We start from the raw sequence: 22838 nt of genomic DNA, 5'->3' as shown, positions 1-22838 counted from the left end.
AAAAGGAAGTTTCATGACTAACAAAGTCAAGATCGGGGTAATCGGAACTGGCCATATGGGCCAATACCACGTAAACGTGGCGAAAACGTTAAGCGATGCGGAGCTGATAGGTATTTACGACTCCGATTCCGAAAGAGCGACACAGATGGCGGAAAAGCATAAGACTTCTGCCTTCTCCACTGTAGACGATTTGATCAAACATACTGATTCTGTGATCATCGCGGTGCCTACATTCTTACACCATGAGATCGGTAAGAAGGCGCTTCTCGCAGGCAAACATGTTTTGGTAGAGAAACCGATCGCAGAAACTTTAGAACAAGCGAAAGAGTTAGTGGAGCTTGCTTCTAAAAATAATCTGGTCTTGCAAGTTGGTCACGTTGAACGCTTTAACGGAGCGGTTCTGGAACTCGGAAAGATCGTGACTGAACCTCTGTTAATCGAATCCAGAAGATTAGCCCCTTTTAATCCTAGAATTAAGGATGTTGGGGTAGTTTTGGATATGATGATCCACGATATAGATATCGTTCTGAATCTGGTAAAATCTCCCGTCAAATATCTAAGTGCAGTGGGTACCAAAGTGGTTTCCGGTCACGAAGATATTGCATCCGTTATTCTTCATTTCGAGAACGGCGCGATTGCGAATATTTCCGCGAGCAGAAATACACAATCCAAAATTCGGACCCTGAATATCACTCAAAAAGACGTGTACATTACATTGGATTTTAGCGACCAAGAGATCGAGCTTCATAGACAAGCCACTTCGGATATTCTACTTAGGACCGGAGAGATCAAGTATCGCCAAGAATCCATTGTGGAAAAGATCTTTGTTCACAAGGATAACCCTTTAAAACAGGAACATGAACATTTTGTAAAATGTATCCTGAAAGAAACGGAACCTTTAGTAGATGGAAGATCCGATATCCAAACTCTGGAGATCGCGTACAGAATTTTGAATGAGATACATAAAAACTGATCGGGCAGCATGGAAAACGGATTCAGCGGAAAAGTATTAATCTCTAATTCATCAATCGTAACGGATTATTTCAATCGAACAGTGATCCTCATGGTGGAGCACGATCAATCAGGCGCATTCGGCCTTGTATTGAACAAAAAGATGGATGTAGCGTTGAGCGATGTGATCCAAGGAATTCCGGAAGGAATAGACGGTTCTTATCCGATCTACTCTGGAGGTCCAGTTGATCCTACGTTTGTCTCTATTCTTCATGATAATCCTAAATTAAAACAACCTGGGATCGAAGTTATTCCTGGAGTTTTTCTCGCCAGAAGTTTTGAAGCTTTGGTGGAATTATTAGAACATCCTGATAAAACCAAGTTTAATGTGTACCAAGGATATTCCGGTTGGGGAGCTTCTCAATTAGAAGGAGAGATGGAGCGCAAATCTTGGGTGGTTCACGATCCGAATGCTGAGTGGATCTTTACGGAAGATCCCGAAGCGACCTGGCAAGAAGCCTTAAAGAGTAAAGGTGGATTGTATAAGTATTTCGTGGAACATACAAAAGACCCAATGTTGAACTAGCAATTATGATCTCTTCTTTGGACGGAATGGAAATTTTAGCCGGCATGATCGCTCCGGCCGTTTTGATTTCGGCCAGCGCTAGTTTAATCTTTTCTACTGCGAATCGTTTGGGTAGAATATTCGATCGCGTTAATCTACTTAAAACCGAGATAGAAGGTGTCGTAGACGGAAGACTTTCCTTTCCTGAAGAGAGACTTGCGTATCTCAGAAGACAATTAAAGGTCCAAAAGAAAAGAGCAAATCTGATCCAAAGATCCATGGCTGCACTTTATACTGCTACTTTGTTTTTTGTTTCTTCCAGCCTAAGTCTGGGGATCATAGTGGCGATGTCGAGTTCTGCGTCTTGGGTGGCTACAGGACTCGCTTTGGTAGGTGGGATTTTCTTGTTTATCGCGAGCAGTCTTTTACTGTACGAAAGCCGTTATAATTTGGCCTTTATCCAAGGCCAGATAGAATTTGCGGAATTTCTGGAAGATAAAATGGAGAAGAAGGTGGACGATCCTTCCTCCAAAGCTAGATAGGAGTTTCATTTGAAAAAGGTACTATATTCACTTTCTATCATGTTCTTTTTTGCGTCTTTAGGATTTGCCCAAAGCGTATCTGCAGACGGTTGTTATCTTTGCTCTGTAAATAGTTCCGACGCTTGCAGAGATTATTGCAGATTTTCCGGATCCGATTCCTTTGACACAAGGAAACGTTGTGAAAATAAAGGATGTAAGATCACAGGAACTGCGGCCTGTCCGACCGCTTCCAATTATAAGGTCTGTTCCGTGAGATTGGATCCTAAGCCGGAAGATCTTCTTGCACGCATGACTCGCGCGAAATAATTTAAACTTCCTTTAGATACAGAGTAGGGCTTCTTCTCCATTCGTTCCTTAAGGCAGCGAAATACATTCCAACAACTGCAAAGTTCAGAGAAATATAAAAGATACCTATCTCTAACCAAGGAACGCTGGCTTGTATCTCGAATATGATCTCCGACATATAAGAAGAAACTCCCCAAACTAGAAAGAACGCAAGCATGAAAGATATATTGGCTAAGAGCAAAGACTCCGCCAAAAAATATTTTCGTAAGAAGGTCTTTGTCCCACCGATGATCCTGAGAAGAGAAGTCTCTTCTAATCTTTCCTTTCTACTCAATTCCAAAGAAGAAAGGATCAATAACAGAGAAGATAAAACGATCAGCCCCGTCATCCAACGGATCGCAAAGGACATCTTTTCTAAGATCCCGACAAAGGATTGAACTGCCTTCTCGGTATCTACGATAGTAAGATTCGGAAATTCATTCGATAATTCTTTTTGGAGAGAATATCTGGAGTCGGAAGATTCCAGTAAAAACGAGCTTAGGTAAAACTTAGGAGCCTTTTCCAAGATCCCTTTAGAAAATAGGACCACGAAGTTCGGTCTCATGTCCGACCAGTTGACCGTCCTGAAATTTCGGATGGTCCCGGTGACTTCTACCCCGCCTATGGAGAAAGAAAGTTTATCTCCTAAATCCACTTTTAAGTTTTTAGAAAATTCCTTTTCGACGGAGATTTGATCCTCTTCTCCCTTTCTCCAAAAGTCTCCGTCTGTGACTTTTTCGGTAGGATATAAATTCTCTCTATAAGATAGGAAGTATTCTCTGGTCCTTGCAGTGGATCTCCAATCTCTTCTGAGAGCGGAAAGTTCCATATCTTCTTTTTTAACAAGTTCACCGTTCACGTGGGTGAGTCTTGCTCCGATTACGGGCGCAGTTAAGAGTTTTTCTACCTTATACTTCTCTGCGGTTTGCTGGAAACTTTCCAGTTGTTCCGGTCGTATATCCAACACGAACATATTCGGTCTTCTTTCCTTGTCCTTCGCTCCACTGTATTCCAATAAGCTATCGCTTAAAAATATACTGAGCAATAGAACGAAAACGGAAGAGCCGAGTCCAACAGAAACCCAAGAAAGTCCCGTTCTAGGTCTATCTAGTTTTCGTAATGCCATTCTTACACTTGCGGAGAATTCGGATCTTTGTAATAGAAATCTGATCGCAAAACGAATTCCTAAAATTCCAAGATACACAACCACAGGTAAGAACAGTAATGTAGCGCAAAGGATCAACCCTTTGATCCAATCTCCAGTTTCCCACCAAGCTAGCAGGAAGAATAATCCGAATACTGCGATAAATGAGACCGATTGTTTTAATTTCAGCTTAGGAACAGAAGAAAGTTCATTTGCAAAGTCAGATTTAAGAGCGTAGATCGGACTTAAATTTCGAGTTGTGGAAAGACTTTCCCAAGTAGAAACTAATGGAACTACCCAAGCCAATACGAATGCCCAGAAAAATGCTTTTAAATCCGGGATGAGTTTAGGTTCGAAAAGGAATTCCTTATCCGCCATATTCGGGATCTGCGTTTGTAAAAAGCTTCCGAATAAAAATCCTAAAAACGCCCCAATCGTGGACAATATTAGAAGTTCAGAAAGTACAAGACCTAAAACAAGGTTCGGTCCTGCTCCTAAACATTTATAAACGGCAAATGTATTCGATTTTGCTCTAACAACTGCTCTGCTTGTGAGAAGAATGGAGATCCCTCCCAAAAAGAATGCACATAATGCCAATAAGGAAAAGAAATCCAATGTGTTTGTAAGGAATTTTTGGGACCCTGAATTCGCTTCTGTGCTCTCGTATAAGATCAGATCGTTCTTAGCAAATTCGGAAAATTTACTTTTTTTGAATACGTTTGCATCCGTTCCGTTAGGAAGAAGGATAGGCACCTGGTAACTGATCCTAGAACCTCTTTGTTCTAACCCTGTTTCTGCCAAAGATCCTTTTCGAATGATCGAGCTTGGAGCCATCGAGAGAAAATTTCCCGCCATTCCAGGTTCTTTTAAGATACTTCCCCTTAAAATGAAGTTACTTTCTCCCAATTGAACCTTGGAACCGATCTTAAGTTTTAGATTTTTGATCAGCCCGCTTTCTAAGAGTATTTCTCCCGGTTTTAATTTGCGAAAAAGACCTTTTGGTTCCGTTTCTAACTCTCCAAAATAAGGATAATCTCCTTCGATTGCCTTGATCAAAGATAAGCTGGAATCTTGAGAATTCGGGTTTCGAAGCATAGAAGGGAACTGCACTAATTGGGATAATTTGCTTCCTTTTGGCAATTCCTTGGAAAGAAACGCTGTTTGTTCAGAAGTTAAAGGAGAAGGACTGGTAACCACCAGATCCGAACCCATGATGTTTTTGGCCTCTTTGATGATAGAAGTCGTAAATTGATCCCTATAGGAATGAACAGCAAGAACAGCACCGGTTCCAATAGTGATTGCTAGAATGATCTGTAAGGAAGAAGTCTTTTTAGAGAAAATCTCCCGGAACATTACCCTTAGAAAGAATCTAATATTCATTTTTTCTTCCTGGATACGGTCTTCTTAACGCCAGTATTGGGCTTTGCTCCGTTTAAGATCACTCCATCTCTCATTTCTAAGATCCTATCCGCCATCGATGCTACCTTAGGATCATGTGTAACAACTAACAAAGTGGATTTACGATCCCTGTTGAGTTGTTTTAGAAGAGACATGATATTCTCACCATTCTTCTTATCTAAGTTTGCAGTAGGTTCGTCTGCAAAAAGAAGTTTAGGTTCATGTATAAAAGAACGAGCGATCGCCACTCTTTGTTCTTCTCCACCTGAAAGTTGGCTTGGGAAGTTATGTGCTCTGTGGGCGATGCCGACCTTCTCCAACCAATACATAGCTTTTTCATGTATCACTTTTTCCGAAAGGTTTGTTGTCAAAGCAAGAGGAAGAGAAACGTTTTCTAAAGCGTTTAACGTCTTGATGAGTTGAAAATTTTGAAATACAAAGCCAATTCGTTCTCCTCTGATCTTCGCTAATTCGTCTTCGGACTTTTCAAAGAGAGATATTCCGTCCAAAAGTACTGTTCCTGAATCAGCTTTATCTAATCCTGCTGAAACTGCGAGTAGTGTGGACTTACCTGAACCGGAAGGGCCGATCACAGCAACGAATTCTCCGGACTTTACCTGGAATGAAACATCTTTTAATACGTTAAATGTTTGGTCTGCAACCGTGTAAGACTTGTTTAAGCCTGATATAGATAACAAATGATCACCTTCCTTTTGTTTTGACTGACCTAAACTCGGCACTTGATAGGAAATTTATTTTTACCTGAAAAAAACCGCACTTGAAAATCTATTCCAAATAAAACCGCGCTCAGAATTTTTTTAAAAAAAATTGCAGTCATTTTCACAAACTTCCAACCTAATTTTTTTTGACTCTAGAGTGAGCCGATTTTATAAAGTAACTCTCGACGTACGGAGAGAAGTTCCGAAAGTACTTATCAATCTTCGGACTTATTTACACTCCGTAAATAAAAAGACATTCAGTGGAATTTTCTGGGAGCAAAATGCAATTATTAGCAGTGACGGATTTGAACGAAGAAGAAGCGGAACTTACACAAGCGCAAAGTAAGCAATATACATGCAAAGGATGCGGTAAAGAAACACCGAATCTCTTTCAGTATGACCTATGTCGAGATTGTTTGAACCAAACATTTCGTCGACTTATCAAGGTTATTGACTCAGTACGTAAATAAGTCAGATTCTCATCCAAAATTTCTGTCCGTTTTCTAAGCATGAGCTTAGAATTTCACTCCCAGAGAAAGCCGGTTTCCCTCCGGCTTTCTTCATTTCGGACCCGAATTCAACTCATAGGTTCCCTAGAATTTAAAAACACTTCTTCTAGTAACAATTTCTAATGACTTTTTTCTTCCTAAAAGGAAGGAAACCTTTCTAATTCTAGACTTTTCACCACTATAATCACCTTCCACTATCACAAAAAAGAATTGGATTCTAGGCCGGAGGAAAAAACTTCACGGTATGGACTATCCGTTTCGGAAAATTGAATCAAAATGGCAAGATTATTGGGAAAAGAATTCTTCCTTTCGAACGGATCTGCGCTCTTCTAAACCAAAGTTCTATTGTTTAGATATGTTCCCTTATCCCTCAGGTGCGGGATTGCACGTCGGTCACCCTGAAGGTTATACCGCTACAGACATTATTTCTCGTTACAAGAGAATGAAGGGTTTTGAAGTCTTGCATCCAATGGGTTGGGATGCGTTCGGTCTTCCTGCAGAAAGATACGCAATGCAGACTGGCATCCATCCTGCGATCACTACAAAGCAGAATGTGGACAATTTCAGAAGACAGATCAAATTGATCGGTCTTTCTTATGATTGGGATAGGGAGATTTCCACCACAGACCCGAAATACTACAAATTTACCCAATGGATCTTCTTGAAATTATACGATTCCTGGTATGATTTCAAGGCTTCTAAAGCAAAACCAATCTCAGAATTGGTCCAAAAGCTCGAATCCAAGGGCTCAGAAGGATTTGAGGACCTTGAAACCTTCTCCGCAAAAGAATGGAAAGAATTTTCTAATGAAAAGAAAGAAACCATTCTCTCAGGATTTCGCTTAGTATATCAGGCTGAGATCCCAGTAAACTGGTGCCCAGGCCTCGGAACAGTTCTCGCTAACGAAGAAGTAGAAGAATGGGTCGGAAAAGGTTACGAAGTAGTTCGCAAACCGATGAGACAGTACATGATGCGTATCACTGCATACGCTGAAAGATTGTTAGAGGATTTATCTTTAGTAACTTGGCCAGGTTCTACTCTTGAAATGCAGAAGAACTGGATCGGAAAGAGTGAAGGTTTGGAACTTATATTTCCTTTTGATCCTTCTTCTCCGCAAAACGGGATCAAAGTGTATACAACTCGTCCTGATACAGTATTTGGGGTAAGTTATATGGTGCTTGCTCCGGAACATCCTTTAGTGGATTCAATTACTTCCAAAGAACAATGGGAGAAGGTGCAGGAGTACAAAAAGATTTCCGCTTTAAAGAGTGATCTGGATAGAACGGAACTTTCCAAAGAGAAGTCCGGTGTGTTCACTGGTGCTTATGTTGTCCATCCAGCGGATCCTTCTAAAAAAATCCCAGTGTGGATTGGTGATTACGTTCTATATGGTTACGGAACAGGCGCAATCATGGCGGTGCCAGCTCATGACCAAAGAGACTATGAGTTTGCAAAAGCTTTCGGGTTGGATATCCTACCTGTGATTGAAGGAGATCTTTCTCAAGGAGCTTTCGATTCTAAAGAATCAGTTTGTATCAATTCTTCTTCTTCCGAAGTTTCTATTAATGGTCTGAAATATAAAGAAGCGTTCTCTAAAATTTCTGATTGGGCGGAGAAGAAAGGAATCGGCAGAAGAAAGACCCAATTCAAACTTAGAGACTGGTTGTTCGCTCGCCAAAGATACTGGGGAGAGCCTATTCCTTTGGTTCATTATCCTTCCGGGGTCACAAAGCCGATCCCTGAGTCGGAACTTCCATTAGAACTTCCTAATTTATCTGAGTTTAAACCCTCCGGGACCGGAGAATCCCCGCTTGCGTTAGCAGGAGACTGGTTGAAATACAAAGATCCTGAAACAGGCGAGATCGGGACCAGAGAAACAAATACGATGCCACAATGGGCAGGTTCTTGTTGGTATTATCTACGTTATATTGATCCCGAAAATCCGGACAAGTTTGTTGATCCAAATTTGGAAAAAGCTTGGATGCCGGTGGATCTATACGTTGGCGGGGCGGAACATGCGGTCCTTCACTTACTCTATTCTCGCTTTTGGCATAAGGTATTATTCGATCTAGGTTATGTAACCACTCCTGAACCTTTCAAAAAATTGGTTCACCAAGGTCTGATCTTGGGCGAAGACAAAAGAAAAATGTCCAAGTCATTAGGAAACGTGATCAATCCGGACGAGGTGGTTACGAATTTCGGAGCGGATAGTTTACGTCTTTTTGAAATGTTCATGGGACCATTCGAAATGGTAAAACCTTGGAGCACCAGGGGTGTAGAAGGTGTTTTCCGTTTCTTGAATCGTGTCTGGAGATTATATCATTCGGGTGCAGAAGAATCTTTCCGTTTGGAAGATATCGAACCGAACGAGGACGAATTAAAGGTACTTCATAGAACCATCAAGAAAGTGGACGATGATATCAATAATTTCTCATTCAACACTGCTATCTCTCAGTTGATGATCTTTGTGAACGAGTTAACTCCAAGCTCTCGTAGATCTCGTAAGATCCTGGAACCTTTCATAGTATTGATCGCTCCATTTGCTCCTCACTTGGCGGAAGAACTTTGGTCCTTAGCAGGAAAGTCTGATTCTTTAACCTACCAAAGTTTTCCAGGTTATGAGGAGAAATACCTCACTGACGACGAGATAATGATCGTAGTCCAGGTAAACGGAAAGTTAAGAGCGGAATTCAAGGCAGCAAAAGAGATCGCAGGAGAAGAAGCGATCCAAATCGCAAAATCTTTGGACAAGGTGCAGGTTTTCTTGGATGGAAAACAGATCCGAAAAGAGATCTATGTTCCTGGAAAATTGGTAAACCTAGTAGTCGGATAATGGGATCAGAACTTTTTTACAATCAGGAAGTTCAAAGATTAGATCGAAAATTATATCCTAGAAAAGAGATCATCAACAGGATAATCCGATCCAAACAATTTATGGATCAGAACTTTCATATTAAATTAGATCTGGATTCCGTTGTAGGAAAAACATTTCTCTCTAAGTTCCATTATATCCGATTGTTTAAATCCTGTTATGGAGTGACACCTCACCAATATTTAATCTCTGTACGATTGAGGAATGCAAAAGAATTACTTTTGCAAGATAACTCTGTTTCAGAAGTTTGTGTTGGAGTAGGTTTTGAAAGTCCTAGTTCTTTTGCCGGATTATTCAAAAAATTCACCGGTTTGAGTCCTTCTTCCTTTCAATCCAAATATAAAAAAGCAATTTTCGAGAAGTAAACCTTCTCCATAAAAATTGACCTTATTTCCGATATATCCTTAAGATATGCAGAATGAAGGCTTTTAAAATTACAATTTTCTCTCTCGTTGGACTTATTTCCGTATTACTTATTGTAGCGGCTTTTGCCTCAAAAGATTTTCAAATACAAGAAGAGATCGTGATCGAAAAACCGAAACAGGTAGTTTTCGATTATATTAAAATTCTAAATAACCAAACTAATTACGCTAAGTGGTTTCTGTTAGATCCTGAAACTGAGTTCTCTTCCAAAGGTTTGGATGGAGAAGTCGGTTTTATCCATTCTTGGAAAAGTAAGAACGAGAATGTGGGGATCGGAGAACAAGAGATCACGAAAAAAATAGAAGGCGAATATCTGGAAGTGCAGATCAGATTTGAATGGCCCTTTGCCTCCAAGGATTCTGCTTTTACTAAACTGGAAACTATTTCTGAAAATAAAACCAAACTCATTAATAGATTTAATGGTAAGATGGTTTATCCGATGAATCTAATGATCCCGATCATCTGCGGCGATCTGGGAAAGGATATGAAAGATAATATGGTTCGTTTGAAAGCTATATTAGAAAAGTAAAAATATCTAGAATAATTTCTGCTAAAGAGAGAAATATGAAATTAACTGTAATGAGCGTGATGGTAGACGACCAAGAAAAGGCTCTTAAATTTTACACACAAGTTTTGGGATTCGAAAAGAAAACAGATATTCCAATGGGAGAAGGAAGATGGTTAACTCTTGTTTCTCCGGAGCAAAGAGATGGAGTAGAATTATTATTGGAGCCAATGGGTTTTGCGCCGGCTAAACCGTTCCAAAAAGCTCTAAAGGATGCAGGAATTCCTTGGACTTCTTTCGGTGTAGACGATGTGGATAAGGAATACGAAAGGCTCAATAAACTAGGAGTAGAGTTCACAATGAAGCCAACACCGATGGGACCAGTAAAACTAGCGGTATTGAACGATACTTGTGGGAATTTGATCCAAATCGCGCAATTTATTTGAGAAGAATAAACGCAAGCAATCCAACTAACAGTACGACTCCCACCAAGATTACATAGTTAAGAGTATTGCTACCTTCGGATTGTTTTGCGCCCATTCCGGCAGGACGAGGAGCATTCGCCGCGGTTTTAGGTCTCGCTAAACGAACAGGTCGTTCTTCGAATGCTTGTAAGAGAACTCCCGCAGGACCTTTTGCAAATATATGATATTCGTTTTTGCCGGAAGCGATCGCTACGAAAGATCCTACCACAGGTTTTACGTTCCCATCCTTGTCCATAGCTCCCAGAGTTTTGGCTAATGCCTTCTCTTCAGGAGAAACAGAAGGAAGTTGTAATAAGATCTTGTCACCTTCGTTCAGATCGTCGAAATCAATTCCGTTTACTGGAGAAAGGATCGTCTTTGCTTGAACCACTCTTCCGAAACTTTTTCGAATGGTTTCGATCTGACGCATTACTGCAGCTTTTTCCGGATCTAAATTTTCCACAGGGGCAGCTCCGTCTGCAGATTCTTCGGGAGGTTTAGGAATGGATTGGATGATACCTGTAAAAAAACTTTTGCCTCTACATTTCAAACTGGATACATATTCTACATCCGCCTGAACACGGATCATATTGATCTTCATACTACTTTTGATCTGGTTCTCGAGCATGTTGACCAGAGCCGCAGTATCATTGCGATCCCACATTGGATAATATTGTTCTAATATTTGTTTTGTTAATTTAGTATGAAGAATTCTTCCTACCTGGTCGGACAAACCTGGATCTGGAGCTTCTTGTCTAGCAGCTTCTGCGATGTCGTGCGAGATTTGACCGAAATCTTCGAATGTCCTGATCTTTCGGATCATGGAAGAATTGGAGAATAAGGAATACAATTCCAGAAATTCGTTTTTATATCTGGATAATAATCCTAAAACTACGCCTGCCTTGTTCTCAACATCGATCCTTAATTTTAAAAGATAGGCGTCTTTGATTTTTCCTTGGATAAGTTCTATTGCTTGTTCTTCGGTATGAACGGATTCCAAGGCAAGGTTCATTTGGTTTGCCTGTTCTTGGAGTTTACTTGTCTGAGGATTCTGTTCCATATTTCTAAAGACCTAACCGTCGTAAGGAGAACTTTAGGTCATGTTAGGCCGCTAGCCTTTTCTTGTAACCATTTTTGGTATCTTTGTCTTCTGGGCACATAATTCTGATCCAAGGGGATTTCGACTCTTGCAACAGTTTTATTCTCAGATTGGCGACTATAGATCGTAAACAAATGTCGGTCATAGCCGCTTTGAGCTACCAAGATTTCAACCATTGTGATACCCATACCTGCACCTTCTGTGGTATCACCGTATTTCATATAGTACTCGAATAGATTGTCAAATTCTTTAGAGTGAACGAACTTCTCTCGGATCCGTTTCTCTTCTCGGACTGCTAGAGTGAAATTATTTTGTACGAATAGAATGATCCGGTCCGAACTGAAGCTCAGAGTAACTTTTACAAATAGACCATGCTCTTTCATTTTCCTACGATAATAGGGAAACTTTCTACTAACTAGATTTTCCTTAAAAGACTCCATCCCCAAATCGTACTGGGAAGGATCATCGATATTCAGTCCTAGTTCCTTGAATAAAACCCGCTTAATTGCTGCTTTGGTCGCGTTTACGATCAGTTCTTTTGCCGAGGTAAATATAAGTTCGGTCAGATCCTCTCTTTTGTATTTGGAAAGGACGGTTTGGATGATATGTTTGAGCTTATTTTCGCCCCGAGTACTCAGGACGTAGGTAATGATAGAAATCGGCTCTTCTTTTTTTACGGCCGTCTCGACCTCGAAGAGGAATTCTTGGGGAAGTTCCTCGATTCCCTCGTACATTTGGATTCTCGATTATATGGACCCCGGCACGCTTACGAGAAAAAAACGAAAAACGACCAGGAAAAAAGAACAGGAATTTCGAGTCGAAAATGAGAAATTTTAATCTTTCAAGTGTAGGAAACCGCTGATTTCGTCCATGACAGCCCCCACTTCCGGCTTGCAGGATCGAATAACGTTAACCAATTTCGGGTCGGTTCCTGGGATTTTCCCTTCATGGAACTTAAGTTTAAATTCGGTGAATTTTAGCCCGTGGGCTGTGGAGATTACGACCACCTGATCACCTTTGGAAATGGTACCTTTGCCCATAAGCTTGTATAAAGCGGCAAGTGCCACTCCGGTATGAGGGTCATTGTACAATCCGAATAGATCTGTCTTGGCAGAAGCTTCCGAAAGTTCCGCTTCGCTTGCTTGCTCTACGATCCCATTGAATTTTTTTAATGTACGAATCGCTTTTTGGACGGAGACCGGATTTCCTATTTGGATTGCAGAAGCAAGGGTAGGCTTCGCGTCTACAGGGTTGAATTCCTCAAAATTTTTCAGATACGAAAGGTAGAGTGGATTCGCATTTTCCGCTTGGGCCAGAACGATCCTAGGAAGTTTGTCAATCAGTCCCAATTCTTTTGCCATCTCGAAACCTGCTCCGAGTGCGGAAACGTTCCCTAAATTTCCTCCGGGGATGATTACCCAATCGGGGACTTTCCATTCCAATTGCTGGACGATCTCAGGTGCGATCGTTTTTTGACCTTCGATGCGAAGACTGTTCATCGAGTTTGCAAGATAAATCCCGGCTTCTTTTGTAACTTCTTTAACGATCTTCATACAACCGTCAAAGTCTGTTTCGAGTGCGATTACTTTTGCACCGTTAGAAACAGGTTGGATCAGTTGTGCTTGGGAAACTTTTCCTGCAGGAAGAAAAATGATCGCAGGGATGCCGGCTTTGGCAGCGTAAGAAGCTAGGGCCGCAGAAGTATCTCCTGAACTTGCGCAAGCTACCGCTCTGATCTTAACTCCCTTGTTCAACATATGTTTTACTTGGGAGAGAAGAACGGTCATACCCAGATCCTTAAATGAACCTGTGTGGGAGATCCCACATTGTTTGATCCAAAGACCGCCAAGGCCGAAATGTTTTGTAAGTCTCTCGGAATTGAATAGATGAGAAAGACCTTCTCCTGAACTTATGATCTCAGAGTCATCCACATGAGGAAGAACCCATTCTCTTTTATTCCAGATACCTGAGCTGTTCGGAAATTTTACCGAGCCTAATCTGGAATCGAATAGGTCCTTCCATTCCTTACCTGATTTTTCTTTGAGAGCTCCCATATCGTGGGAAACTTGGAGAAGGCTTCCGCATTTACGACATTCATATACGATATCATTTAGATCGTAAGTTGCTCCGCAAGAATCGTTGATACAGCGGAATTCCGCTTTCAACTTGGTGAAGGTAAGGCTCATACTTTAGATAGAATTTAAAATGTCCTTTTTTTTGGCATCAAATTCTTCCTGGGAAATCAGGCCTTGGTCCAGCATGCCTTTGAGTTTTGTGAGTCTCGAGGCAGCATCGTTCTGGTTGGAATTCCCACCGGCATTGTTCTGTCCCATCATCCCGGCCATCATATTACCCATATTCATTCCCATTCCGAGTCCCATACCTGCGGACATACCTTCACCGGCATTCCCGCCTTCGTTCTTGGCTGCGGCTTCTCCAATATCCAACATTCTTTTTTGTTGGTACATTCCGCCTAGAGCATCGATCTCGAATTTTTCTGTGAGAACTTTTTGGATCTTTTGGAAATTCGGATCGTTCTGATCGAAGTTGATGGATTGAACAAAAAAATCCAAAACTTCTATCCCATATTTGGAGAAGTCCGGTTGGATCTTTGTTTTTCCTGCGGAAGAAGCTTCTTCCAAATGTTGGTTCAATCGAGTGATCGGTTCACCGGATTTTAAAACTACTTCTGCCAGAAAATCGCTCAGCCTAGTCACGATCATCGGTCTTAGAAAATTATCCACTTCGTCTTGCGAATAAGCCCCTCTTGCACCGACTACTCCCACTGCAAATGCTTTGGAGTCCACGATCTTGATATTATACGCGCCGTTTGCCCTGACTCCCAAAGTGATCGTGTATTTAGGATCTTCTACTTGGATAGGTGCTGGAGTTCCCCATTTTAATTGGATGAGAGCCTTATTGATATAAACTACTTCCGCAGTAAAAGGAGTTTGTCCTCCGAAAGGAAGGTTCACTAATTTTTCTAAAATAGGAACGTTCCCTGTTTTTAAAGTATGAGTTCCAGGTCCGAAAATATCCAGAGCCTTACCTTCTTTAAAGAAGATGGCTTCTTGGCTTTCGTTCACTACCAATTGACCGAAGGTACTGATATCGTTACGGGGAAATTTCCATACAATCTCTCCCGGTTTCCCTTCGTATTTTATTACGTCTATTAATGCCATAAGAACTCCTTGGAAATATATTATTCACTACTCAACTTCAGGCAAATCAAAAAAAGACTATCGTTTTAAGAATACATCCTTTCTGCTCTTTAGGGCGGAATCGAACTCGTCCAATTCGGATCTAAAACTACTGACCCAATTCCTTACTATCTCTACCGAAACATCGGGAGGGAAGTTCGGGGCTTTAACCTTCGTTAATAATTCTTCAGAATGATGGATCAAAGAATAATCCCACTCTGCCAAAGCTTCCAACTCAGATTCGGTTGCCTTAAATCCAGTGCCCAGTCCGTTCAGACCGTAACTTGCTCCAATAATTTCGTTTTTGAGTCTTTCTATGATAGAGAGTAAGACCTCAGTGGAACTGATTAGGTCCATTCTTCTTTCTCGGACGAAATTTTCTTCGATCCTACGGATAGGTTCTTTGAGAGAATCCAATTTTTTGGATAATTCGTTTCGAGTGATTCTGTCCGCTTCGTAATATTGATGGTTCTTTAAGACTTCTCCATAGAAAGGAAATGCGGAAAGAAAGGATAAGATCTTTCCCTTCTCCGCTTTGAATCTGGAAACATATTGTGATATCGGGCTGTTCGAAGTCATATATAGAAGAATGAGCCGGAATTTCTTTCCAAGCAAGACAAATACTTCTCTTTTCGTATCATATCCATGAAATCGTAACTCAGGTCTTTTAGGTTCCCCGGATTTATTTCTTGATAGCAGATCCCTGAAAAGTTTTTAATTCAATTCAGGAAATAGAATCTTTTCATTATGAAATCCTATATACTGTCTATCTTTGCTTCCAAAAAGGGAGAAATAGAATCATTAAACGGGATCAGGGCGATCGGAATCTTGATGGTAATGACCAACCATCTTTGGGTTTCCAAACAGCCGATCATGGGTGAAATGCCTTATTGGTTATCCTGGTTTGTGGAGAATCAAACCACCATCGTGGATGTCTTCTTCGTATTAGGAGGCTTCCTGAATTACGGAGGTATACTCCAGTCTTATAAAAGGGAAAATAGTTTTCCTTACCGCAAATTTATCACCAATCGTTCTTTACGGATACTTCCCGCTTATTATGCTGCATTAGCTTTTTCTTATTATTATTTTTTCAAACAGGTACAAGGTCTGAAAAATATACCGAATCCGAGTGCGGATCTGCTTTGGTTGATAGACAAAGGTCAAAAGGCTTTGGACTATGTCTGGGCGGATGGGGTCTTCTTATCCAACTTCTATCCAAGAGTCTTAGACGTTGGTTGGTATATTTCCTTAGAGCAGCAGATCTACTTCTTGATGGTGGTTCTCGGTCCCTTCTTCCTATTTTCCAAAACTAAAAAAGTCAGAGTTATTATATTATCGATCATATATATTATCCCTTTCTTATCTAGATGTTATCTCTTTTCAAAAGGGCAGATGAATGCAGAGGCTCTTTTCTGGACAGAAAACAGATTCGATTCCATGATCGCCGGGATGCTTTTGGCGGAATATGTGGATTATAAACCGGTGGGAGAAAGTTTAGGGAAACTGAAATATTCTCTGATCGGGATCACAGCAATCGTATTCATATTGATCTCTTATTCATTCGATTGGAACCATTTCATCCGATTGACCCTCGCAAATAATTTTTATAATATCGCCTTGGCTCTGATTATCTATCTTGCAATTCAGAAAGAAGGTCTATTCAAAACTATCTTAGGATTACCTATCTTCCGTCCATTATCCAGGATCACATTTACGGTTTACTTATGGAATATTCCTTTGATGGGAATCGCAACTAGATGGGCCCTAAAAGGAGAAACGTTAGTTACTCTGAGCGTATTGCCTAAACTCTACTTGATCTGTTTCGGGTTTACGATCCTCGCGGCTTGGCCGATCTTTTTACTGATAGAACAACCTTTTATCTGGTGGAAAGAAAAACCGAAAGTTTTGGAAAATAAGAACGAGACTAAGACTGCATAGTCTCGTCCAATAAACTCGAAACCATACTATGAAATTTGATTCGGAAATAATTCGTTCGATCCGGCATTCTGCATTTCACTGGATCAAACTTTCTTTTCCGATCTTATTTGCAATATTCTTCATTTTATATTTTAGGATCTTCGTGATCCAATTCTATCTGATCAGCGGCACGAGTATGATGCCTAGCTATAAAGAAAACGATTGGGTTTTGGTTAAAAAATGGGGCTTTCCAGCGCAGATCGGTCCTTGGGTTTTATATATCTTAGAGCCGGATGTGGATCGATTCGATGTATTGGTCTTGGATGGGATCGGAGCAGAATTAAGTTTAAAAAGAGTAGTCGGACTTCCCGGCGACTTTTTTAGATTTTCGGAAGGAAGGATTTTGATAAACGATTCTTCCTTAGAGGAACCTTTCTTGAATTCGGGTTATAAGACCCAAGCGCCATCGGCATCTATTTTACCTGTGATCGGAGTCTCGGGAAATATAGGCATCGGAGATTCAGGCAGGATCCCCCCAGGTTATGTTTTGGTATTGGGAGATAACCGAGAATTTTCCACGGATTCCAGAAATTACGGTCTAATTCCTTTCAAAAAATTGAGAGGAAAGGTTATCACCAGCTTTTAAACCATTATCCGAACTCGGATTTCACTTGTACTAGAAAAGCTCTTTAATCATTCTGAAAAAGACCGAAATATATAAAAGCGGTTCACTCATCGATGGATTATAACCCTCTTAATCGAAAAAGATTCACCATCTTATTCGTTCTATTATGTGTATTCTTCTCCGGGCTTTTGGTCCGAGTGGGTTATCTAGTATTTTTTAACGATAGAGAGATCGCATTCAAGAATGGAGAAAGGATCGGACGAGGAGCGATCTACGATAGGAGAGGGATCGAATTGGCATTGTCCATAGATTCTTCCACGATCGGGATCTATCCGGGAAATGTTTACGATCCGAATTTTACCGCAGTACAAATTTCTCCTTATCTGGACATTCCTCCTGAAAAGATAGAATCGTTGATCCGTGAAAAAAGCAGATACTTCCTTTTGAAGAGGGAGATAGACGATACTACTGCAAGCCGTATCATGGAGATGGCCCTTCCAGGAGTCAGAAGAGAGAGAGAATTTAAAAGAGTTTATCCTCACGGAAGTTTGGCGGCAAGTCTTGTAGGCTTTACAGGAATGGACGACGATAAGGCTCTCTCCGGTTTAGAATATTATTATAACCAAGAATTGATGACACCTACGGAGGTAGATTCTGCTAGAGGTGCAAATGTCCATTTGACTTTGGATGGACTCATTCAATTCAAATTGGAAAAGGCTCTCGGAAAAAGATTCGAAGAAACCGGCGCCAAAAGAGCTGTAGGGCTTCTTATGGAGATCCATACTGGAAGGATATTGGCAATGGCCAGCTTTCCTTCTTTCGATCCGAATCGTTACTCTTCCTTCGAGGAAAATTCACATACAAATTGGGCGATCCGACATGTGTATGAGCCCGGATCCACCATGAAAATTTTTTTGGCGAGTATTCTTCTTAACGAAAACCTAATACATCCGAATGAAAAATTCGATTGTCCGGGATATGTGGACTACGGAAAGACCAGGATCAAATGTACACATGTTCACGGAAAAGTGAATTTAGAGGAGATCCTACAATATTCCTGCAACGCAGGGATTATTAAGGCGGCTGCAAAGATCCCGAACGATGTACTTTATGAATATATGAAACGATTTCGTTTCGGAGATAGATCCGGACTTCTACCCAATGAATCGGTGGGCTATATGCCTGTCTTAAATAAATGGACTCCGACCACTCCTATGTTCATGGCAATCGGCCAGGGAATTTCGGTAACTCCAATTCAGTTAGTTGCATCCGCAGCTTCTATCGTAAACGGAGGAAGATTTATCACACCTAGAGTGGTTTCTCATATCACCGATTCCTATGGAGAAGTCCTACAGGAATTCCAATCCGACGAAACTCCTGTGGGCATCAAAGAATATTCCACCGAAAGATTATTGAAGGCGATGACTCGAGTCGTGCAAGCCGGAACAGGAAAGAACGCATACATACAAGAATACTCCATTGCGGGAAAAACAGGCACAGGGCAAAAGGCGGTATCTGGCCGAGGTTACCAAGACGGATTATGGTCCGCTTCCTTTTTAGGATTTTTTCCCGCGGACAAACCAAAAGTGGTCGGTCTCATCCTTTTTGATGAGCCAAGAGGAGATAGCCATACCGGAGGCGGACTTGCTGCTCCGGTATTCAGAGAGGTTGTGGAGAATATCATTCCGATCATTGAACAGGGAGAAAGAACGGTTAACGTAATGCTCCCGAAATTGGAAAGAAAACCGCTTACAGGCAAATCTGAACGTATTCCTGATCTGATTGGAAGAAGTAAAAGAGAAGTAGTGGAATTATTAGCTCCTTTAGGAGTTCCTTATAAACTTCACGGCAGTGGATTTTGTTATGAGCAAGATCCTTCTCCAGGTGCTTCTCACGAAGGAAAAAGGATAAACGTGTTTTTCCAATGAAAGAATTCAGGTCGGATTTGCTCGAAAAAAATTTGGCCTCACTTCGCAGTTTCGCGCCGGAAGCCTCCGAAAGAATAGGATCTTCCCAGATTAATTTCGATATCGTTCCTACAAAAACAGAAGATCCTAATTTAAAGATCGATAATGTTCTTTTGCATAGCTCAATGGATCCACGCAAGGAAGCGGAAAGGCAGCTTGTGGATCTGAAAAAAGGGGACGAAGAACGAGCGTTTCTATTCTTCGGTGCAGGCCTCGGTTATTCTATACAATATACATTAGGATTTGATAAAGTAATATGCGTATGGATGGAGCCTTTTCCGGAAATCATCAAGGCGGCTTTCTCGCTTTTCGATTTTTCTTCCATGATCCTTTCCGGGAAGTTGAGAATATTCCTTTCTCCTTACGATGAATCTGCGTTTTACGAGGGCTTTAAAGGAATCTCAGGATATCCTGTAAGCTTTATTCCTCATAGAGGGAGTTTGCAGTGGAAAAAGGAAGAATACCAAGAACTAAGATTTTTAGCCGAGACTTTCTTTCATAAGAAGGATGTTAATACCGCTACATTGACCAGATTCGAGAAGGTTTGGACCGGTAATTTTATCCGAAATCTTCCTGAACTTGTGGATATGAGCCCGATAAACGAATTATTCGGTTTATGCAAATCCAAAGTAGATGTGGTCGTTTGCGGGGCCGGACCTTCTCTTTATCTTTCCTTACAAGAACTGAAAGAATATAGAGAGAACTTTATATTGATCGCGGTGGATACAGCTCTTCTCATCCTTCAAAAGTCGGGAATAGACCCGGACCTTGTGTTTAGTGTGGATCCCCAGCCTTTAAATTCTAAATACTTAGAAGGTTATTTCGGAAAGGCGAAATTCATATTCGATCCCACTACTTCCTATCATTCATTAAGAATGCCTTATATAGGTAAAAATCATTTTCTGACTTCTTCTCCTTTTCCCTGGATTAAACTTTTGGAAAATGCTTCAGAAAGTGGGCTGGGGTCGGTAGACTTTGGCGGCTCCGTTTCTACAAATGCTGCGAGCCTTGCGGAGAAGATGGATGCAAGGTCCATTTTGCTGTTAGGACAAGACCTTTCTTTTCCCGGTTCCCAGGCTCATTGTAAGGGAGCGATCTTAGAAGAAAGACTCAACTTTTTAGAAAGTCGGACACACAGAAGAGAGCATCATAACTATAAACAGATGACTGCTTTGCCACCCAAGTGGATCGAATCTATAGAAGGAAAAAAAATTAGAACCAACGAAAAACTTCTGATCTTCAAAAAATGGTTCGAAGAAAGACAAAAAGACCGTCCTTGGGCCAACTTAGGTAAAGACGGAGCTAAGTTAGATGGGATCCGAAATATTACATTTAAAGAATGGTTCAAAGAAAACTCATCGAATAGCGAAGAGGTTTCCGAGATCAAAAAAAAGATTCGGGCCCTTCTTCCTTTAAAGATCAACGGAAAAAAAGTATCGGAAGAATTAAACAAGATTCGCAACGAGTTAAAGGAATTCGGAGTTCAGGTGTCCACGGGAGAAGCGCTTTCAGAAAAAATTTATACTCTTATCCAAAACGGAGAGAAGGACAAGGAGTCTATTCGAAAAGCATTACATGATATTTCTATAATAGACGATCGCATCAGTTCTAAAAAAGGACTCACCGAATTTTTAGGGATCAGTTTGCAGAGAGTGATCTTGGCAATCACGGAAGGGTATGATACGGAACTAACATTAGAAGAGAAGAAGAACGAAAGATTAGCCGTTGCGAAAAAGAGCCTTCTTCTCTATTCCGGACTAAAAAAAAGTACCGAAATGAATCTCCAGCTCTTAAGTAAGACGGTGAGGCGTTTTTCTTCTTAAAAAAATCGAACTTTTTCCTCCTTTAGAAGAGTTCGATTGTGCATAACCTGTAAATAAGCCTAGCAGAATCCTCTCCAAACGCCGCTTCATGTCAGACTTCCAATGAAATCCTGCCATAATTGCGTCACATACCTTTAGTAGACTTAAAAATCACTTTTGAAACTTTTTTTCGTTTTTTTGTTGACTCTGTTTGTGCTATGCACTACAAATGGATTGTGCGCCGCACAACGGTTCACCGAGGAGCTAAAAATGGAAAAACAAATTCTAGATGTACTGAACGCAGGTCTTGGTTTGGTTAAAAGTGGACAAGAAGGTCTGGATAAAGCGAAAGCAGAATTTACTAAGAGTTTTCAAGAACTCGCAGCTAAAGGCGCTTCCGACAATTCAGAAGCATCTGTTCGTGTTCGCGAGTTTGTAGACAAATTCTTAAACGAAGCTAAAGAATTATCTACTGCTGCTACTAAAACCTACGAAGATTCTCGCGCTAAGGCCCTTGAAATCTATAGCCAAATTGCTGAAGAAGCTAAGAAATTAGTTCCTGCTGAGCAAATCGAAGCTATCAAGGCTAAATTTAGCGAAGTTACGGAGTCAGTTAAAAAACCTGCTGCTCCAACTAAAAAAACTGCTTAATAAAAGCCTTTTGAACCTCCCAATATCGGCGGGAGATTCCTCCCGCCGAAAATTTTTTCCTCTTCTCTGTCTCTTATTACTCTCTAAATGTTCTTCTATTTTAGGAGATTATGATTTAATCTCGAAGGGACTTGATACTCGCCAGCAACTACATTCTAACGGTGAAACAAAATACTTTGATTCTTTATTAGTAAATGGAGGAAATTATTCTTCGGAAGCTTTCTTTATCGAGAAGGACCAACTGCCATTTCTATTACAAGATCAGAATAATATGGAAATAATCTTTCATGATAATCTCACCGATCTAGAAAAAGATGCTGGTTATTTATTGTGGGAGATTTGCGGCAAAGACAAGGATCGTTCAAAACAATATTCCTTTTCTTTAAATGGTAATACTGCCAAGCTATTCATATCTTATGGTTTTAATTATCCATATACAATACTTGGAAAAGGAAAACGAAAGTTTTTTCCACGTAATCCTGCCGAACAATATGTTGATGAGGGTAAAGCTGCGGGAATTATTCCATGTACTCGGTATTTAATAGTTGTTGATGAGAAAATACAAATTGAAGGGAAAAATTCTTTTGAAATCAAATACCTACCGAATAAAATTTATCTTTTTAGTTATTTTTATAAAAAGGGTTTTGTTAAAAATTACAAAAAATTTCTTTGAATCAACTTCCCTCCACCATCTCCGCTAATTTCTTAGGCGCAAGTTGGCAATAGCTTTCCTTCAATAGAACTTCTAGTTCTTCCCAATCAATTGAATCATCGATTACTAATCCTATGATGTCTTCCCACCAAACCGGTTTAAAAAAAGGGTATTGTTTAAAACGGGATACATCCATCTTTTTGGGAGAAAAACGAAAAGTTAATAAACAAGCAATTCCTTCTAGGCCGGAGGCCTTCGCATAAGCGGGAGGATAACCATTCTGTAACATCAGAACATGTGCAAAGTTTTTCTTTTTGATACACCAACGAATTCCGATCCAAGCCTGTTCTTCATATGCTTCCGGAAGATCCAAACAGATAAGTCTGAGTTTCGAGAGTATTGTCTCTGGGACTGAAATATGATCAGACATTTTAGCACCTGGGGAGAAGGATTATATTTCCTTGGATGCAAGCTAGCAATCTAAATTCGAACGAGAATTTAGAAGAAAG

23 protein-coding genes are annotated in these 22838 nt (G+C 40.6%); 15 read left to right on the top strand and 8 right to left on the bottom strand.

Annotated elements, in window-relative coordinates:
- Nucleotides 1-13: 13 nt before the first annotated feature.
- Genes LPTSP_RS12370 through LPTSP_RS12355 form a run of 4 tightly spaced genes read left to right on the top strand, consistent with a single transcriptional unit; the run spans nucleotide 14 to nucleotide 2364 of the window.
- Nucleotides 14-973: a Gfo/Idh/MocA family protein gene (locus LPTSP_RS12370; protein ID WP_108929038.1), complete on the top strand. Its 960-nt coding sequence runs from the start codon at nucleotides 14-16 to the stop codon at nucleotides 971-973.
- 9 nt (nucleotides 974-982) lie between these two features.
- Nucleotides 983-1537, top strand: coding sequence for a YqgE/AlgH family protein (locus tag LPTSP_RS12365; RefSeq protein WP_108929037.1), 555 nt, complete (start codon nucleotides 983-985; stop codon nucleotides 1535-1537).
- 5 nt (nucleotides 1538-1542) lie between these two features.
- Nucleotides 1543-2058 (top strand): DUF2721 domain-containing protein, encoded by a 516-nt coding sequence (locus LPTSP_RS12360; protein WP_108929036.1) that lies wholly within the window; start codon nucleotides 1543-1545, stop codon nucleotides 2056-2058.
- Nucleotides 2059-2097: 39 nt separating this feature from the next.
- Nucleotides 2098-2364: a hypothetical protein gene (locus tag LPTSP_RS12355; protein ID WP_167396460.1), complete on the top strand. Its 267-nt coding sequence runs from the start codon at nucleotides 2098-2100 to the stop codon at nucleotides 2362-2364.
- A 1-nt stretch (nucleotide 2365) separates the two neighbouring features.
- On the opposite strand, the gene LPTSP_RS12350 is transcribed toward LPTSP_RS12355, so the two are convergent.
- Both LPTSP_RS12350 and LPTSP_RS12345 read right to left on the bottom strand, forming a co-directional pair.
- Nucleotides 2366-4906 (bottom strand): ABC transporter permease, encoded by a 2541-nt coding sequence (locus tag LPTSP_RS12350; protein ID WP_108929034.1) that lies wholly within the window; start codon nucleotides 4904-4906, stop codon nucleotides 2366-2368.
- Nucleotides 4903-5622, bottom strand: a complete 720-nt coding sequence (locus LPTSP_RS12345) for an ABC transporter ATP-binding protein (protein ID WP_108929033.1) — start codon at nucleotides 5620-5622, stop codon at nucleotides 4903-4905. Before LPTSP_RS12345 ends, LPTSP_RS12350 begins: the two co-directional genes overlap by 4 nt.
- Nucleotides 5623-5924: 302 nt before the next feature.
- Between LPTSP_RS12345 and LPTSP_RS12340 the strand changes: the two genes are divergently transcribed.
- The 5 genes from LPTSP_RS12340 to LPTSP_RS12320 all read left to right on the top strand — a co-directional run bounded on the left by LPTSP_RS12340 (nucleotide 5925) and on the right by LPTSP_RS12320 (nucleotide 10398).
- Nucleotides 5925-6113 (top strand): PIN domain-containing protein, encoded by a 189-nt coding sequence (locus LPTSP_RS12340; protein ID WP_033271995.1) that lies wholly within the window; start codon nucleotides 5925-5927, stop codon nucleotides 6111-6113.
- A 283-nt stretch (nucleotides 6114-6396) separates the two neighbouring features.
- Nucleotides 6397-8985 (top strand): leucine--tRNA ligase, encoded by a 2589-nt coding sequence (gene leuS / locus LPTSP_RS12335; RefSeq protein ID WP_108929032.1) that lies wholly within the window; start codon nucleotides 6397-6399, stop codon nucleotides 8983-8985.
- Nucleotides 8985-9389, top strand: coding sequence for a helix-turn-helix domain-containing protein (locus LPTSP_RS12330; RefSeq protein ID WP_108929031.1), 405 nt, complete (start codon nucleotides 8985-8987; stop codon nucleotides 9387-9389). Before leuS ends, LPTSP_RS12330 begins: the two co-directional genes overlap by 1 nt.
- A gap of 53 nt (nucleotides 9390-9442) precedes the next feature.
- Nucleotides 9443-9976, top strand: a complete 534-nt coding sequence (locus LPTSP_RS12325) for an SRPBCC family protein (RefSeq protein ID WP_108929030.1) — start codon at nucleotides 9443-9445, stop codon at nucleotides 9974-9976.
- Between the two features lie 35 nt (nucleotides 9977-10011).
- Nucleotides 10012-10398, top strand: coding sequence for a VOC family protein (locus tag LPTSP_RS12320; protein WP_108929029.1), 387 nt, complete (start codon nucleotides 10012-10014; stop codon nucleotides 10396-10398).
- Here the strand turns inward: LPTSP_RS12320 and LPTSP_RS12315 are convergent.
- The 5 genes from LPTSP_RS12315 to LPTSP_RS12295 all read right to left on the bottom strand — a co-directional run bounded on the left by LPTSP_RS12315 (nucleotide 10391) and on the right by LPTSP_RS12295 (nucleotide 15294).
- The gene (locus LPTSP_RS12315) at nucleotides 10391-11476 is read right to left on the bottom strand and encodes an LIC10486 family protein (RefSeq protein ID WP_108929028.1); all 1086 of its coding nucleotides are present in this window, start codon (nucleotides 11474-11476) and stop codon (nucleotides 10391-10393) included. The two genes, LPTSP_RS12320 and LPTSP_RS12315, sit on opposite strands and share 8 nt — an antisense overlap.
- Nucleotides 11477-11514: 38 nt before the next feature.
- Nucleotides 11515-12249 (bottom strand): hypothetical protein, encoded by a 735-nt coding sequence (locus tag LPTSP_RS12310; protein WP_108929027.1) that lies wholly within the window; start codon nucleotides 12247-12249, stop codon nucleotides 11515-11517.
- 99 nt (nucleotides 12250-12348) lie between these two features.
- Nucleotides 12349-13701, bottom strand: coding sequence for a threonine synthase (gene thrC / locus LPTSP_RS12305; protein ID WP_108929026.1), 1353 nt, complete (start codon nucleotides 13699-13701; stop codon nucleotides 12349-12351).
- A 3-nt stretch (nucleotides 13702-13704) separates the two neighbouring features.
- On the bottom strand, nucleotides 13705-14697 hold the full coding sequence (locus tag LPTSP_RS12300; RefSeq protein WP_108929025.1) for an SPFH domain-containing protein: 993 nt from the start codon (nucleotides 14695-14697) through the stop codon (nucleotides 13705-13707).
- 57 nt (nucleotides 14698-14754) lie between these two features.
- Nucleotides 14755-15294, bottom strand: coding sequence for an LIMLP_15305 family protein (locus tag LPTSP_RS12295; protein WP_108929024.1), 540 nt, complete (start codon nucleotides 15292-15294; stop codon nucleotides 14755-14757).
- A 168-nt stretch (nucleotides 15295-15462) separates the two neighbouring features.
- Between LPTSP_RS12295 and LPTSP_RS12290 the strand changes: the two genes are divergently transcribed.
- The 6 genes from LPTSP_RS12290 to LPTSP_RS12265 all read left to right on the top strand — a co-directional run bounded on the left by LPTSP_RS12290 (nucleotide 15463) and on the right by LPTSP_RS12265 (nucleotide 22350).
- Entirely contained in the window at nucleotides 15463-16653 is a 1191-nt protein-coding gene (locus LPTSP_RS12290) for an acyltransferase family protein (RefSeq protein ID WP_108929023.1), read from the top strand.
- A 28-nt stretch (nucleotides 16654-16681) separates the two neighbouring features.
- A complete protein-coding gene (gene lepB, locus LPTSP_RS12285; protein ID WP_108929022.1) occupies nucleotides 16682-17278 on the top strand; it encodes a signal peptidase I in 597 nt (198 codons plus the stop codon).
- Nucleotides 17279-17370: 92 nt separating this feature from the next.
- On the top strand, nucleotides 17371-19185 hold the full coding sequence (locus tag LPTSP_RS12280) for a penicillin-binding protein (protein ID WP_108929021.1): 1815 nt from the start codon (nucleotides 17371-17373) through the stop codon (nucleotides 19183-19185).
- Complete coding sequence (locus tag LPTSP_RS12275; RefSeq protein ID WP_108929020.1) at nucleotides 19182-21047, top strand: motility associated factor glycosyltransferase family protein; 1866 nt, start codon at nucleotides 19182-19184, stop codon at nucleotides 21045-21047. Before LPTSP_RS12280 ends, LPTSP_RS12275 begins: the two co-directional genes overlap by 4 nt.
- Nucleotides 21048-21296: 249 nt before the next feature.
- Complete coding sequence (locus tag LPTSP_RS12270; RefSeq protein ID WP_108929019.1) at nucleotides 21297-21677, top strand: phasin-related domain-containing protein; 381 nt, start codon at nucleotides 21297-21299, stop codon at nucleotides 21675-21677.
- Nucleotides 21678-21687: 10 nt separating this feature from the next.
- Entirely contained in the window at nucleotides 21688-22350 is a 663-nt protein-coding gene (locus LPTSP_RS12265; protein WP_108929018.1) for a hypothetical protein, read from the top strand.
- A 1-nt stretch (nucleotide 22351) separates the two neighbouring features.
- On the opposite strand, the gene LPTSP_RS12260 is transcribed toward LPTSP_RS12265, so the two are convergent.
- Nucleotides 22352-22759: an MmcQ/YjbR family DNA-binding protein gene (locus LPTSP_RS12260; RefSeq protein WP_108929017.1), complete on the bottom strand. Its 408-nt coding sequence runs from the start codon at nucleotides 22757-22759 to the stop codon at nucleotides 22352-22354.
- Nucleotides 22760-22838 lie beyond the last annotated feature (79 nt).

Source organism: Leptospira johnsonii (assembly GCF_003112675.1).
Lineage (GTDB): Bacteria > Spirochaetota > Leptospiria > Leptospirales > Leptospiraceae > Leptospira_B > Leptospira_B johnsonii.
Note: the sequence above shows the minus strand (reverse complement) of the source record. Positions and strands in the feature narration are given on the sequence as shown.